Annotated in this window: 15 protein-coding genes; 14 read left to right on the forward strand and 1 reads right to left on the reverse strand. The window is 48.9% G+C overall.

What is annotated here, in order from left to right; all coding sequences use genetic code 11:
* The first annotated feature begins 3 nt into the window (after positions 1-3).
* The 6 genes from hflX to BGP75_RS16825 all read left to right on the forward strand — a co-directional run bounded on the left by hflX (position 4) and on the right by BGP75_RS16825 (position 6,734).
* A complete protein-coding gene (gene hflX, locus BGP75_RS16800) occupies positions 4-1,281 on the forward strand; it encodes a ribosome rescue GTPase HflX (protein WP_076719981.1) in 1,278 nt (425 codons plus the stop codon).
* Between the two features lie 97 nt (positions 1,282-1,378).
* Entirely contained in the window at positions 1,379-2,572 is a 1,194-nt protein-coding gene (gene hflK / locus BGP75_RS16805) for an FtsH protease activity modulator HflK (protein WP_076719982.1), read from the forward strand.
* 1 nt (position 2,573) lies between these two features.
* The gene (gene hflC / locus BGP75_RS16810) at positions 2,574-3,446 is read left to right on the forward strand and encodes a protease modulator HflC (RefSeq protein ID WP_076719983.1); all 873 of its coding nucleotides are present in this window, start codon (positions 2,574-2,576) and stop codon (positions 3,444-3,446) included.
* 276 nt (positions 3,447-3,722) lie between these two features.
* Positions 3,723-3,914: a DUF2065 domain-containing protein gene (locus BGP75_RS16815; RefSeq protein ID WP_233152956.1), complete on the forward strand. Its 192-nt coding sequence runs from the start codon at positions 3,723-3,725 to the stop codon at positions 3,912-3,914.
* A 234-nt stretch (positions 3,915-4,148) separates the two neighbouring features.
* Positions 4,149-5,333, forward strand: a complete 1,185-nt coding sequence (locus BGP75_RS16820; protein ID WP_076719984.1) for an ATP phosphoribosyltransferase regulatory subunit — start codon at positions 4,149-4,151, stop codon at positions 5,331-5,333.
* Positions 5,334-5,444: 111 nt separating this feature from the next.
* Positions 5,445-6,734, forward strand: coding sequence for an adenylosuccinate synthase (locus tag BGP75_RS16825; protein WP_076719985.1), 1,290 nt, complete (start codon positions 5,445-5,447; stop codon positions 6,732-6,734).
* 173 nt (positions 6,735-6,907) lie between these two features.
* Here the strand turns inward: BGP75_RS16825 and BGP75_RS16830 are convergent, their stop codons facing one another.
* Entirely contained in the window at positions 6,908-7,723 is an 816-nt protein-coding gene (locus BGP75_RS16830; protein WP_076719986.1) for an inositol monophosphatase family protein, read from the reverse strand.
* A 198-nt stretch (positions 7,724-7,921) separates the two neighbouring features.
* Between BGP75_RS16830 and BGP75_RS16835 the strand changes: the two genes are divergently transcribed.
* The 8 genes from BGP75_RS16835 to hscA all read left to right on the forward strand — a co-directional run bounded on the left by BGP75_RS16835 (position 7,922) and on the right by hscA (position 14,702).
* Positions 7,922-8,752: an RNA methyltransferase gene (locus BGP75_RS16835; RefSeq protein ID WP_076719988.1), complete on the forward strand. Its 831-nt coding sequence runs from the start codon at positions 7,922-7,924 to the stop codon at positions 8,750-8,752.
* Positions 8,753-8,760: 8 nt separating this feature from the next.
* Positions 8,761-9,555, forward strand: coding sequence for a serine O-acetyltransferase (gene cysE / locus BGP75_RS16840; protein ID WP_076719989.1), 795 nt, complete (start codon positions 8,761-8,763; stop codon positions 9,553-9,555).
* Between the two features lie 150 nt (positions 9,556-9,705).
* On the forward strand, positions 9,706-10,182 hold the full coding sequence (iscR, locus tag BGP75_RS16845) for a Fe-S cluster assembly transcriptional regulator IscR (RefSeq protein WP_076719990.1): 477 nt from the start codon (positions 9,706-9,708) through the stop codon (positions 10,180-10,182).
* A 39-nt stretch (positions 10,183-10,221) separates the two neighbouring features.
* Entirely contained in the window at positions 10,222-11,436 is a 1,215-nt protein-coding gene (locus BGP75_RS16850) for an IscS subfamily cysteine desulfurase (RefSeq protein ID WP_076719991.1), read from the forward strand.
* A gap of 23 nt (positions 11,437-11,459) precedes the next feature.
* On the forward strand, positions 11,460-11,837 hold the full coding sequence (gene iscU, locus BGP75_RS16855) for a Fe-S cluster assembly scaffold IscU (protein ID WP_076719993.1): 378 nt from the start codon (positions 11,460-11,462) through the stop codon (positions 11,835-11,837).
* A gap of 59 nt (positions 11,838-11,896) precedes the next feature.
* On the forward strand, positions 11,897-12,220 hold the full coding sequence (gene iscA, locus BGP75_RS16860; RefSeq protein ID WP_076719994.1) for an iron-sulfur cluster assembly protein IscA: 324 nt from the start codon (positions 11,897-11,899) through the stop codon (positions 12,218-12,220).
* A gap of 72 nt (positions 12,221-12,292) precedes the next feature.
* Positions 12,293-12,832 carry a Fe-S protein assembly co-chaperone HscB gene (gene hscB / locus BGP75_RS16865; RefSeq protein ID WP_076719996.1) on the forward strand — a complete coding sequence of 180 codons (540 nt, stop codon included), beginning with the start codon at positions 12,293-12,295 and terminating at the stop codon, positions 12,830-12,832.
* A 7-nt stretch (positions 12,833-12,839) separates the two neighbouring features.
* A complete protein-coding gene (hscA, locus tag BGP75_RS16870; RefSeq protein ID WP_233152957.1) occupies positions 12,840-14,702 on the forward strand; it encodes a Fe-S protein assembly chaperone HscA in 1,863 nt (620 codons plus the stop codon).
* Positions 14,703-14,704 lie beyond the last annotated feature (2 nt).

The raw sequence follows: 14,704 nt of genomic DNA on the forward strand, positions 1-14,704 counted from the left end.
CCGTTGTTTTTTGAGCGGCCTGAATCAGGCGAAGTTGCTGTACTTGTTCATCTGGATCTTGCCAGTGAAGAAGACCGGGAAGATCCGAAAGAATTCGAAGAACTGGCGTTGTCCGCAGGTGCGGATCCGGTAGCCTTAGTATCGGGTTCCCGTCGTGGGCCCAGTCCTAAGTTTTTTGTTGGACAGGGAAAAGTTGCGGAAATTGCTGAGTTAGTTCGTACTCAAAGCGCAGAGTTGGTGCTTTTTAATCACGCCTTATCACCGGCTCAGGAGCGTAATCTTGAGCAGGAGCTTAAGTGCAGGGTTCTTGATCGCACTGGACTGATATTGGATATCTTTGCACAACGGGCTCGGACCTATGAAGGTAAGTTGCAAGTAGAGTTGGCTCAGCTTGAGCACATGTCTACCCGGTTAGTACGTGGCTGGACTCACCTGGAACGCCAGAAAGGTGGTATTGGTCTGCGTGGTCCGGGTGAAACTCAGCTGGAAACGGACCGGCGATTGTTGCGAGCCAGAATTAAGTCAATTCTTCGACGTTTGGATAAAGTGCGTAAGCAGCGAGATCAGGGGAGGCGTTCCCGGCGCCGTGCTGAGGTGCCAACCTTGTCTTTGGTTGGCTATACTAACGCCGGTAAATCAACCTTATTTAATCGAGTCACGGATGCTGGTGTTTACGTGGCCGATCAATTGTTTGCGACGCTTGATCCAACCCTGAGAAGGCTGGAGCTGCAGGATGTGGGTCCGGCTATCCTTGTTGATACGGTTGGTTTTATCCGGCATTTACCACATAAGCTTGTTGAAGCATTTCGTGCCACATTGCAAGAAACCAGTGAGGCGTCGTTGCTTTTGCACGTGATTGATGGTGATTCCGATGAGCGTCCGAGTAACGTGGACCAGGTGCAGAAAGTCTTGCAGGAAATCGGTGCTGATACGATACCGGTGCTTGAGGTCTACAATAAGATTGATCTTATGCCGGGTGTTAGACCACATATTGACCGGGATGAGGATGGTAAACCAGTAAGGGTATGGTTGTCGGCACATAGTGGCGAGGGTGTCGACCTGCTGATGAAGGCAATCACGGAACTGGTTGGAACTGAAGTTGTCCATCGATGGTTGAAGATTGAACCTCAAGAAGGATTTTTTCGCTCACAGTTGTATGCCCAGGGTGCTGTGTTAAATGAGCGGGCTGATGACAAAGGGCATATGGAGTTGGAAATTCGGCTGCAAAAACGCGATTTCTTGCAGCTGCTGAGTCGGGCTGGAATCGAGCCAGAACGCTAGATGATGGCTACGTATTAGTGGCGTCTTTTCTTGCAAGCCTAGGTGGAGCTGCCTACAATGCGCAAGCACTTTCAAAGTATTGACAACGGAGATAGTTATGGCCTGGAATGAGCCGGGTGGAAACGGAAACAATCAGGATCCCTGGGGTGGTGGTAAACGGGATGGCGGCAAACGAGGAGGGGGTGATCAAGGACCTCCAGACTTGGATGAAGCGCTGAAAAAACTCCAGGATAAAATGAACTCTATTTTTGGTGGCGGAGGCGGTGGTAGTAAGTCCTCAGGTTCCGGTCAGGGTAATTCCGTAGGTATCGGATTTATTGCCTTGTTAGCGGTGGTGTTGCTCGGTGGTTGGGTGGCTATGGGATTTTATACCGTTAATGAACAGGAACGTGTCGTTATTCTGCGATTGGGGCAGTATCACGATACCGTGATGCCTGGATTGCGATGGAATCCGAGACTGATTGACAAGCGCTATACGGTAAACGTTACGCGAGTGGAATCAATCGATCACCGTGCGTTGATGCTGACAGAGGACGAAAATATCGTCGATGTAGCGCTCAAGGTCCAGTATAAGATTTCTAATCCTGAAAACTACGTGCTAAAAGTTCGGGATCCTGAAACAAGTTTAGCTCATGCGACTGAAAGTGCTCTCAGGCATGTTGTCGGTACGTCTGAAATGCATTTTGTTTTGACCGAAGGTCGTGCCGTGCTTGGGTCAGCTGTGCAGGAGCGTCTCCAGGGTTATATGGATGATTATGGAACGGGATTGCTGATCTCTAAGGTGAATATTGAAAGCACCTCTGCACCAAGTCAGGTTCAGGCGGCATTTGATGATGTAATTAAAGCCCGAGAGGATGAGCAGCGAGTAAAAAATGAAGCTGAATCTTACGCTAACGGTATTGTTCCTGAGGCGCGAGGTCAGTCGCAGCGGTTGCTTGAGGAAGCAAACGCCTATCGTGAGCAGGTTACGGCCAGATCCGAGGGTGAAACAAACCGTTTCTTACAGCTGCTGTCTGAATATAAGGCGGCTCCGGAAGTAACTCGAGAGCGCCTGTATCTGGATGCTGTGGAGTCAGTGATGGAAAGCTCCACTAAGGTTTTGCTGGATGTTAAAGGTGGTAATAATATGATGTATCTACCACTGGATAAAATAGTACAAAGTGGTGGCGGTAGTTCGCAACGTCTGTCTGGTTTCTCGTCAAGCCTGGATGAAGCTTCGGTTCAGGAAGTGGCGGATGAGGTGATTGATCGTCTCCGTCGCCGTCAGGCTGCGAGAAGGGAGGAACGTTAGGATGAATGCGAAAACCATTGCGATAATGGCCGGTATTCTGGTTGTCTTGATTGTTGGTTCCAAGTCGCTTTATATTGTTGATGAGAAAGAGCGGGCCGTTTTGCTGCAGTTTGGTGAGGTGGTAGATGCTGATGTGGGGCCCGGGCTTCATTTTAAGCTCCCTGTGGTAAACGAAGTCAGAAAGTTTGACGGTCGTGTGCAGACTCTGGATGCCCGGCCACAGGATTATCTGACGCTGGAAAAGAAGCGTCTTATCGTAGATTCTTTTCTGAAGTGGAAAATATCCAATGTCAGGAGCTACTATACCGCTACCTCAGGTGATGAGTTCCGTGCAGGGGATATTCTTTCTTCCCGGGTTGATACCGGGTTGCGTAATCAGTTTGGTCAGCGGACGCTTAATGAAGTCGTTTCTGGTGAGCGTGAAGAATTGATGCTTGAGTTGCGTAAGACGTTAAGCAGCGCCACAGAAGAAGAGCTTGGTATCGAGGTTATTGATATCAGAGTTAAGCGGATTGATCTTCCTCCGGAAGTGAGTCAGTCTGTTTATGAGCGGATGCGCGCAGAGCGAGAGCGTGAGGCTCGTGAGCTTCGTTCAAAGGGTAAGGAGCTTGCTGAGGGTATCCGGGCTGACGCTGATCGTCAAAAAACGGTACTTTTAGCGGAGGCTTACCGGGAGGCTGAGACGACTCGTGGTCAGGGTGATGCGGCTGCTGCGGCTATATATGCTAAAGCCTATAATCAGGATCCTGAATTCTATTCTTTCTACCGCAGTCTGAATGCTTATCAGAAAACCTTTAGCAATAAAGGGGATGTCATGGTGGTTGATCCTGAAAGCGACTTCTTTAAATACCTGAAAAACGCTACAGGAAATTGATACTGAGCTGATTCCAGGTAGTCGCTAGATTGGTCAAAAAGAGGCGTAGTTCTTAACAGCTGCGCCTTTTTTGGACTCTTTTTAGACTCTTTTTCAAAAACCATGTTAGAATTCATCAACCGGGACTTTTCCCGGTTTTTTTTGGCTTGCTTGGTAAGCAGCGGCGTTCCTGTAGTCACTTTCGTGACTTGTTAGGGAGTCTGGGCTTGCATGGTTATCCCAGAAGTTTTGGTTGATGGATTATTGACTGATAGATTGTTGGTGGAAGGCTAATTAGTGGAATTTTGGCGAGAGATGGCGATCGCCTTTTGCTTGATGTTGGTGTTGGAGGGGGTGTTGCCTTTTCTTTATCCGCAACGTTGGCGAAAATTGGTGGCTCAGCTGGCAATTACTGATGATCAGACTCTCCGTTTAATCGGGTTTGCGAGTATGTTGGCAGGTACCGGGGCTCTTTATCTGATTCACTGAACCCGGTTCTATCTTTGCTTGCTTTTAGATGGAGTGCCAATAATGCGGAGCGTTGCGAGGTTTAATTTTAGTGCGATTGTTGTGTTGCATTTTTTAGAGGGCTGATTGGCCGAGGTTTGGTCGCCTTGGTGGGTTGTCTCCAGAGTTTTGCGTGTTTCCAGAAGAACCCTGAACCGTAATTTCGTTTACTCATAGATCCAACATGTTGTTGATGAGCGAGGAGTTTGAGTCACAATGTCCATAGCAGATCGCTGGCTATTGCCTGATGGCGTGAAAGAAATACTGCCACCGGAAGCACGGAAGGTTGAACAGTTGCGCAGGCGGCTGCTGGATCTGTTCCATAGTTGGGGGTATGACCTGGTTATGCCTCCTTTGATTGAATATCTTGATTCATTGTTAACGGGAACAGGTAATGACCTGGCGTTAAGCACCTATAAAATTACCGATCAGCTTACTGGGCGGTTGATGGGGTTGCGGGCGGATACCACACCGCAGGTCGCGCGTATCGATGCTCATAGTCTCCCCCGGGAAACCACCGCTCGTTATTGTTATGTTAATTCAGTTTTGCATACTGTTCCGGAAAATATGCTGGCAGGTCGCTCTCCAATGCAGATAGGGGCTGAGCTATACGGACACTGTGGTGTTGAAAGTGATATTGAAGTTATCTGCCTGATGCTTGAAACGCTGAAAGCAGCCGGTGTTACATCCACGATTACTTTGGATCTCGGGCATGTTGCTTTCTACCGGGCGCTAATCGAAGAAGCTAAATTAACCGCAGAGGATGAGGCTCAGTTATTTGAGTTGCTGCAAGGAAAGGCAATAACAGAGCTAGAGGTCTTGTTGGATTCTCTTGAGTTGTCCAGTGAGCGAACAGAGCAGTTTAGGCAGTTGATCCACTTGAGTGGGGACTGTTTGGTGCTTGATCGGGCAACAGAATTATTGGGGGGGCTATCCCCAGCTACAGATGCCGCGTTACAGGATCTAAAGCGGATTGCTGATATGGTTTCAGCCTGCTATCCGCAGGTACAGCTTTATTTCGATCTGAGTGAATTGCGTGGTTATAACTATCACACTGGTGTCGTTTTCGCGGCATATGTGCCTGAATATGGTCAGGCGCTGATAAAGGGTGGGCGTTACGACCAGATTGGTAAAGATTTTGGGCGTGCTCGTCCTGCAACCGGGTTCAGTGGCGACCTAAAAGTCTTTGCTGAAGTTACCGGGCTGGCTGGAGTTACGGAAGGCGCCGTGTTTGCTCCTGCTGAGGAGGATGTTGAGCTTCACAGGAAGGTGGCTGAATTACGTAAAGCCGGCATGCGGGTTGTCTGTTCGTTACCTGGCGAGGAGGCTGGCGCGGCGGCGATGAATTGCGATAAGCAGCTGGTTCGTGGAGCTGGCGGGTGGGAATTGTCCGACGTTTGATGGAACTGTACGCCTGCTTTTTCTCGTACTGACTGATTTGTACCGGCTTTTTTTGTCGTCGGCTCAGTGGGCCGTCGCTTTTGAAATTTGAAGATTAGAGATTATCGATCTATGGGCAAGAATGTTGTTGTTTTAGGAACTCAATGGGGTGATGAAGGCAAGGGCAAGATTGTTGACCTGCTGACTGAAGAGGCGGCTGCTGTCGTTCGTTTTCAGGGAGGTCACAATGCTGGGCATACACTGGTGATTGATGGAGAGAAAACTGTTCTTCATCTGATCCCTTCCGGAGTATTGCGTGACAACGTAATGTGCTTGATCGGTAATGGTGTTGTACTGTCTCCAGAAGCACTGCTTAAAGAGATTGCCGAGCTGGAGGAGAAGGGAGTTCCTGTTCGTGAGCGTCTACGCTTAAGCCCTGCATCGCCTTTGATTCTGCCTTATCACGTTGCTTTGGATCAGGCACGTGAGCTTGCTCGCGGGGATGCGAAAATTGGCACTACTGGGCGTGGTATTGGTCCCGCTTATGAAGATAAAGTAGCTCGCCGTGGACTACGTCTAGGGGATATGCTGGACCAGCAACGCTTCGCGACTAAATTGAAGGAAGTTCTGGAATACCATAATTTCGCTCTGGTGAATTACTACAAGGTTGAAGCAATATCTTACGAGGAAACATTGGCTCAGGCTATGGCTATGGCTGAAGAGCTCAAGCCGATGATTGCCGATGTTACTGCGATGCTGCACGAGTATCGTAAGAATGGTGACAATATACTGTTTGAAGGTGCCCAGGGTTCGCTGCTGGATATTGACCATGGGACTTATCCCTATGTGACTTCTTCAAACACGACGGCTGGTGGTGCAGCAACCGGCAGTGGTTTTGGTCCTCTTTACCTGGATTATATTCTTGGGATTACCAAGGCTTACACAACTCGTGTTGGCTCAGGCCCTTTCCCTACCGAGCTGTTTTGTGAAACAGGTGCTCGTTTGGCTAAACAGGGGCATGAGTTTGGTGCCACTACCGGGCGTGCTCGTCGTTGTGGATGGTTTGACGCGGTTGCGTTGAAGCACTCTATCCAAATTAACAGTGTCTCTGGCATCTGTCTGACCAAGCTCGACGTTTTGGACGGTCTTGAGTCAATCAAGATATGTACAGGGTATCTTGATCAGGATGGAAATGCGGTTTCTTCGCCTTCTGATAGTGAGGGTTATGAAGCTGTTACGCCCGTGTATGAAGAAGTTCCAGGTTGGTCTGAATCTACAGTAGGAGCGCGGTCGTTAGAAGCATTGCCAGAAGCAGCCCGTAGTTACATCAAGCGTTTGGAGGAGTTGGTTGGAGCACCGGTTGATATCGTATCTACTGGCCCTGATCGTAATGAAACCATTGTCTTGAGAAGTGCTTTCTAGTCTTGTGGAATTTTCCGTCTAGATCAATGGACGGTGAGATTTAAAAGGCGGTCAGATGACCGCCTTTTTTTTGTGTTTGAAATCTGTGCTTGTAATCAGTAATCAGCAGATTGGAGAGATAGCGCTTGAGCTGCAGCCTCTCTCCATAGGTGCTCTATAGTTGTCAGGAGCGGTTAGCCTTGCAGGCCAGGGGGAAGCGCAGGCCTGATGGCTTGTAGTAACTGCTTGAAAAGGCGTGGGTTACCGGCAACCAGGTTTCCACTTTTCATGCTGTTGTTGCCACCAACAAAATCACCCATCAAGCCTCCAGCTTCCTGGATGATAAGCATACCCGGGTCCAGTTCCCAGCTACTGAGATTCATAAGGCAGCAGGCATCGATGCGGCCGGCGGCCAAATAAGCCAGTGTTAAACCGCCAGAGCCATAGCTTTTGACTTGAGAGCCCTGAGTATTCAGGCGCTTGTATATATCCAGATAGGCTTCCAGATGGGGGTGTTGATCGCTGTTGTTTTCGTAATCGCTTCCGACCAGGCTGCCTTTCAGTTCTCGTAATCCGCTGACGCGGATGCGCTTACCGTTCAGTTGTGCGCCGCGTCCGCGGCTGGCGGTGAATTCTTCCCCCGTAATAGGATTAATAACTACAGCATGTTCTGTGCGACCTTTCTCTTTGCAAATAAGCGTTAGTGCAAACAGTGGGATCCCGTGGGCGAAGTTGGTTAGTCCGTCAATAGGATTGATGTGCCATTCTGTTTCGCTTTTTGACTCTTCTGTGTCATAAGACCCTCCGTGCTGGCCTATAACGCGATGCTGAGAGTTGGCTTTATGAATGTGATAGGCAGCGGATTTTTCAGCAGCTAGTACCGTTTCGGTAATAAACTCGCTCACGCCCTCTTGTTCTGATTTGATGATGTCCAGGTGCTCGATTGCGCGTGCGATCTGTTCACTGGCTATGCGTGCGGCCCTGAGGGCGATATTTAACGTGGGTTGCATGTTAGTCGCTATGTTTTCCGAAAAGTGGTGGGTTGCCGCAAAATTAGCTGCGCTCGCTACATTTTGCGACCCTCTCGTTGAGGACGAGAGAAATCAAAGCGGAAGTATAGCAAAGTTGTATTTACCCGCCTAAGGTTTTAGCTGCTGTAATGCTATTCTGTTAGAATACGACGCTTTTTCAGGCATGAGGGTTGTTGGATGTTGAAGTCCGTTAGGGTCGTTTTGGTCAATACCAGTCATCCGGGTAATATTGGTGGTGTTGCCAGGGCTATGAAGAATATGGATTTCTCGACCCTTTATCTGGTTGATCCTAAAGAATTCCCCAGTGAAAAAGCGGTTGCTCGTTCGTCAGGAGCTGTTGATCTGTTAGATCAAGCTAAAGTGGTTGGCACTCTTGATGAAGCCTTGGCTGGATGTAATTACGTCGTTGGTGCTAGTGCCCGCGGTCGTCATATTCCATGGCCGGTGCTGGACCCTCGTGAGCTGGTCGAGCAGATTCTGCAACCGTCGGTCACTCAGGAATCGGCACAATCAGCAGGAAATGAGTCCGTTTGTTCATCTATGGGTCTCCCGCAGGCTCTTGATGTGGCACTGGTGTTTGGGCGAGAAGATAGAGGCTTAACTAACGAAGAGCTTCATCGTTGTCATCGTCATGTCCATATTCCGTCAAACCCTGATTTCAGTTCTCTTAATTTAGCGGCAGCCGTTCAAGTGATCTGTTATGAGTTGCGCATGGGCTTGTTGGCACAATCAGATAAGCAGCAGTCAGAAGCGGGAGAGGTTTTGGAAAAACCCCGTTGGGGTACTGAGTGGGATATTGATCTGGCATCAGCAGATGAATTGCAGCGGTTGTTTGAGCATATGGAGAAGACGCTGATTGATATCGATTTTCTTGATCCCGGCAACCCGCGTCAGTTGATGACCCGATTGAGGCGCCTCTATCTTCGCAGCCTTCCGGATAAAGTAGAGGTGAATGTGCTGAGAGGAATATTGACCGCAACGCAAAAATTACTTAAATCCACAGATTAGGCTCGATTATGTTTAAACAGCTGAGAGAGGATATTGGTTCCGTCTTTGATCGAGATCCGGCAGCCCGTAACGCGTTTGAAGTGCTTACAAATTACCCCGGTCTGCATGCGCTGCTTTTCCATAGGATTAATCATAAACTTTGGAAGCTGGGCTTGAAGTGGCTGGCTCGCACCGGTTCAACAGTTTCTCGTTGGCTGACGGGGGTTGAAATTCACCCGGGTGCGAGAATCGGTAGAAGGTTTTTTATTGATCACGGCATGGGGGTTGTTATTGGGGAAACCGCGGAAATAGGCGATGATGTGACTCTTTATCATGGGGTTACACTGGGTGGAACCTCCTGGAATAAGGGCAAGCGACACCCGACTCTTGGGAGAGGTGTGGTTGTGGGCGCTGGGGCTAAAATTCTCGGGCCTTTTCTTGTTGGGGATGATGCCCGAATCGGTTCCAATGCTGTTGTAACCAAAGAAGTTCCTGCCGGCGCTACGGTGGTTGGTATTCCTGGCAGGATTGTGCGCCGCCAGGGGGATGAAGAAAAAGAGGCACAAATTAAGCAGATGGCTAAAAAGCTTGGTTTTGATGCTTATGGTGTGACCAGTGAGTTGCCGGATCCAGTTGCCCACTCAATCAAAGCGCTGTTAAATCACATGCAGGCGGTTGATAACAAGATAGATACTATTTGCAAAGCTATGGAGGAGATGGGGGTTGATAACTGCAGTGAGCAGTTGCCTAAGCTGAAATCTGAGGATTTCGAAGGGGTTGAGGAAGATCAAGTTATTCCTTCAAAGAATGAATTAAAGTCCTAAAGTTTTTAAGCGTTCGGAGCGGTGTTATAGTAGTCTCCTCTTCAAGGTTTCTTTACTCCTCTCTTATCCGACTATTTTACTAAGGTATATACTTGACTGTTATGGTCGGGTATCGCATAATCCCTTCAGAAGTAAACAAGGGGTGAGTCTATGCGTTTAACAACAAAAGGTCGCTATGCCGTAACAGCAATGCTGGATTTAGCATTGCACGAGGGTCGGGGTCCGATCAGTTTGGCGGATATATCCACTCGACAGAAAATTTCTTTGTCTTATCTTGAGCAGCTGTTTGCAAAACTGCGCCGGAATGATTTGGTCAAAAGTGTACGTGGCCCTGGCGGCGGATATCAGCTAAGCCGTTCGAAAGACAGTATTTATGTGGTCGAGGTTATAGATGCTGTTAACGAGTCTGTAGACGCTACAGGCTGCAACAGTAATGGTGATTGCCTCGATGGCGATGCTTGTTTGACGCATCACCTCTGGTGCGATCTCAGTAGTCAAATTCACCAGTTCCTGAGTGGAATAAGCCTGGAGGATCTGGTCGCTCGAAAAGATGTGCAGGAAGTTTCCAAGCGTCAGGATCGAGCACACCAATTGTTGAACACCATCGAAATGGAGGCAGTTGTTTAGGTTATCAGCCTAGGCGAATTGGCCTCGGAGATTTTTTAGATGAAATTGCCGATTTATTTAGATTATTCAGCCACAACTCCTATCGATCCCCGGGTGGCGGAAAAGATGTCGCAATGCCTGACAAGTGAGGGTAATTTCGGTAATCCTGCATCCCGTTCTCATCAGTTTGGCTGGAAGGCAGAAGAAGCTGTAGAAAACGCTCGTCGCCAGGTTGCTGATCTGATTAATGCCGATCCGCGTGAGATCGTCTGGACTTCTGGTGCTACGGAGTCCGATAACCTGGCAATCAAGGGTGCTGCTCATTTTTATAGCAAAAAGGGCAAGCACATTATCACCTCTAAAGTTGAGCACAAAGCTGTGCTTGATACTTGTCGGCAGCTTGAGCGGGAAGGGTTTGAAGTCACTTATCTGGACCCAACTGACAAGGGTATTATTACTCCTGAAGCAGTTGCCAATGCGCTACGTGAAGATACGATTCTTGTTTCCATTATGCATGTCAATAACGAGATTGGGGTGATTAATGATATTGAGGCGATTGGTGAAATAACCCGCGCTAATAAAGTGTTGTTCCATGTGGATGCTGCTCAAAGCGCAGGTAAGATAAATATCGATCTGGAACGGTTTAAAGTCGATTTGATGTCATTTTCCGGTCATAAGGTTTATGGTCCTAAGGGAATTGGTGTTCTTTATGTTCGTCGTAAACCTCGTGTCCGACTTGAAGCACAGATGCATGGCGGTGGCCATGAGCGTGGAATGCGCTCTGGAACGTTGGCGACCCATCAGATTGTTGGAATGGGTGAAGCCTTTGCAATTGCCAAAGAAGAAATGCACGACGAAAACAAACGTTTGTTGAAGTTGCGTCAGCGTCTGTGGGACGGTGTGAGTGAGATGGACGAAGTTTTTGTTAACGGCGATATTGACCAGCGTGTTGCCGGTAATCTGAATATAAGTTTCAACTATGTTGAGGGCGAGTCGCTGCTGATGGCCCTTAAAGATCTTGCTGTTTCTTCAGGTTCAGCCTGTACCTCAGCGAGTTTGGAGCCCTCTTATGTGCTGCGTGCGCTCGGTATGAATGACGAGTTGGCTCATAGCTCTATTCGATTTAGTTTTGGACGTTTTACAACCGAAGAAGACGTGGACTATGCCATTGAGCAGATTCGCACCGCAGTTGGTAAGCTGCGGGAGCTTTCTCCTTTATGGGATATGTACAAAGATGGTGTTGATCTGGAAAAAGTGGAGTGGGTGCATCACTAAGCCCCTGCTCGGAGGAAAGTATCATGGCATATAGTGAAGAAGTACTTGATCACTACGAAAATCCTCGTAACGTCGGCAAGATGGACGATAAGGACAATAATGTTGGCACAGGTATGGTAGGAGCACCTGCTTGTGGCGATGTTATGCGTTTGCAGATCAAGGTAAGTGATGAAGGCGTGATCGAAGACGCTAAATTTAAAACCTACGGATGTGGTTCCGCCATTGCTTCCAGCTCTTTGGTTACTGAGTGGGTAAAGGGAATGACACTTGATGAGGCGGCAGATATTAAAAACACTTCCATCTCACAGGAACTGGCATTGCCACCGGTGAAAATCCACTGCTCGGTATTGGCGGAAGATGCTATCAAGGCAGCTATCGACGATTATCGTAAGAAGCAATAGCAAACGATCACAGTTGGCTGCCGCAAAGCGGTGGCCGCTATCTGGAGTAATATTCAAATATGGCCATCACCATGACAGATGCTGCTCTCAGTCATGTGAGCAAATTTCTTGAAAATCGCGGTAAAGGCGCAGGTATCCGTGTTGCTGTGCGCACAACGGGCTGCTCTGGTATGGGGTATGTGCTGGAGTTTGCTGATGACGTTGAGGCCGATGATGAAGTGTTTGAAGTCAGCGGAGTGCGAATCATTGTTGATCCTAAAAGTCTGATTTATCTTGATGGCACAGAGCTCGACTTTGTAAAAGAGGGGCTCAATGAGGGATTCAAATTTAGTAACCCTAACGCCCGCAGTGAGTGCGGCTGTGGTGAGAGCTTCAGTGTTTAACCTTTGATCCGATTGCTTGGCTGGTCATTTTTTTGAATCCAGTGGGTCGGATCCCTGTTGAGAAATTACTGAATGCAACTCGATCAAAATTTCTTCGTTCTGTTTGATCTGGCTGAAAGTTTTCATCTGGATCTTCATCAGCTCTCTGAGCGCTATCGTAACCTGCAAAAAGAGGTGCATCCCGATCGTTATGCTCATGCAAGTGAGCGAGAGCAAATGCTGGCGGTTCAATATGCCGCTCACCTGAATGAAGCCTTAAATACCCTTAAGGTGCCTCTCAAACGAGCCCAGTACTTATTAAAGCTGCGTGGCCGGGAGCTTTCTCCTGAGGCTGGTGGCCCAATAGACCCCTTGTTTCTGATGCAGCAAATGGAATTGCGCGAACGGCTGGAGGCTGCTTCCCAGCACCCGGATCCCGAATCTGAGCTGGAACAATTACAGGCGGAAGTTGAGGGCAGCTGGGATGATTTACTCAATCAATTTGTCCAGGCGTTAGAGAGTGATTCTGAGCAAGGATTAGATCAAGCAACTGAGTCAGTTCGAAAGCTGCAGTTTCTTGATAAGTTGTTGCACGAAATTGAGCAAGCCGAAGACCAACTAACGGATTACTGAAAATATCATGCTATTGCAGATTGCAGAACCGGGGCAGAGTGCTAAACCCCATCAACACAAGCTCGCTGTGGGCATTGATCTGGGAACTACCAACTCTCTGGTTGCTTCCGTTCGCAGTGGTGACGCCCAGACGCTTCCTGATGAGCAGGGGCGCCACTTGCTCCCCTCTGCTGTTCGTTATGGCAAAGAGGGGGTGTTGGCTGTCGGCGATGAGGCCAAGGCTAAAGCCAGTGAGGACCCTTTGAATACCGTGCTGTCAGTGAAGCGCTTGATGGGACGCGGAGTGGAAGATGTTCACCAGTTGGGGAATCAGCTCCCCTACGAGTTTAGTGCGGGTGATGGTGGCATGCCGTTCATTCGCACTGTTGCAGGAGATAAAAGTCCTGTTGAGATTTCTGCTGACATCCTTCGTGTTTTGACAGAAAGAGGGAGCAAGAGTCTTGGTGGTGATTTGGTAGGGGCGGTTATAACAGTGCCAGCCTACTTTGATGAGTCTCAGCGTCAGGCGACTAAAGATGCTGCAAGGCTGGCAGGTATTAATGTTCTGCGTTTATTGAATGAGCCGACAGCTGCTGCCGTGGCCTATGGTCTGGATAAAGAAGCAGAAGGGATTTTTGCTGTTTATGACCTGGGCGGGGGGACTTTCGATATTTCTATCCTGCGTCTTAACCGAGGGGTATTCGAGGTACTCTCTACAGGAGGGGACAGCGCCCTGGGGGGGGATGACTTTGATCATGCGGTTGCAGAGTGGATAATTGAACAGCTGGGTGACAGAGAGTTGAGTCGAGGTCAGCTGAGATCGATACTCGATGTTGCATGTAATGCCAAGGAGCGGTTGAGTGACAGTTCCACGGCAAGCATCTCGTTGCAACACGGTGATTTGAGTTGGGAGGGAACTCTGACTCTTGATGCATTTAATCAACTGGCCGAGCCATTGGTGAAGAAAACTCTGCGGGCCTGCAAGCGAGCGCTAAAAGATGCCTCGGTAAAGGCCAGCTCTGTTCGTGAAGTGGTCATGGTTGGTGGCTCGACGCGAGTGCAGTGTGTGAGGAGCTTAGTGGGTGAATATTTTGGCCGCAGGCCTCATGTAGAGATCGATCCCGATCGTGTTGTTGCGATCGGTGCCGCAATTCAAGCCGATGTTCTGGCTGGAAATAAGCCTGATTCCGATATGCTTCTTCTGGACGTGATTCCGCTCTCACTGGGGTTGGAAACCATGGGGGGGCTTGTTGAAAAGGTTATTGATCGGAATACGGCGATTCCTGTTGCCAGGGGTCAGGAGTTTACAACCTATAAAGACGGGCAGACTGGAATGGTCATCCATGTCTTGCAGGGTGAGCGTGAGCTGGTTGAAAGCTGTCGTTCATTGGCTCGTTTTGAGTTGCATGGTATTCCGCCTATGGCAGCTGGAGCTGCTAAGGTTCGAGTCACGTTTCAGGTGGATGCTGACGGCTTGCTGAATGTGTCTGCGAGGGAGTTAAACAGTGGGGTTGAGAGTGCTATCGAAGTTAAGCCTTCATACGGTTTGAGCGATAGTGAAATCACTCGAATGATCAAGGATTCTTTTTCAAATGCCCAGTATGATCATGATTCCCGGACACTACGCGAACAGCAGGTAGAGGCCGATCGTTTGGTTGAAGCACTGGAAAGTGCGCTTGCTGCTGATGGCGAGCGATTGTTAACAGTAGAAGACCGTGAAGTTCTCTCTCAGGGTATAGCTCATCTCAAGCGCTTGCGTGAAGGTGATGACCATAAGGCTATTGCCAAGGGTATAGAGGTTTTAAGCGCGGCTAGTGACGAGTTTGCTGCCCGCAGGATGGATGACGGAGTGCGTAGAGCGCTATCGGGTCATTCGGTTGATGAGGTTTAAAG

The organism is Motiliproteus sp. MSK22-1 (assembly GCF_001968815.1).
GTDB lineage: Bacteria > Pseudomonadota > Gammaproteobacteria > Pseudomonadales > Balneatricaceae > Motiliproteus.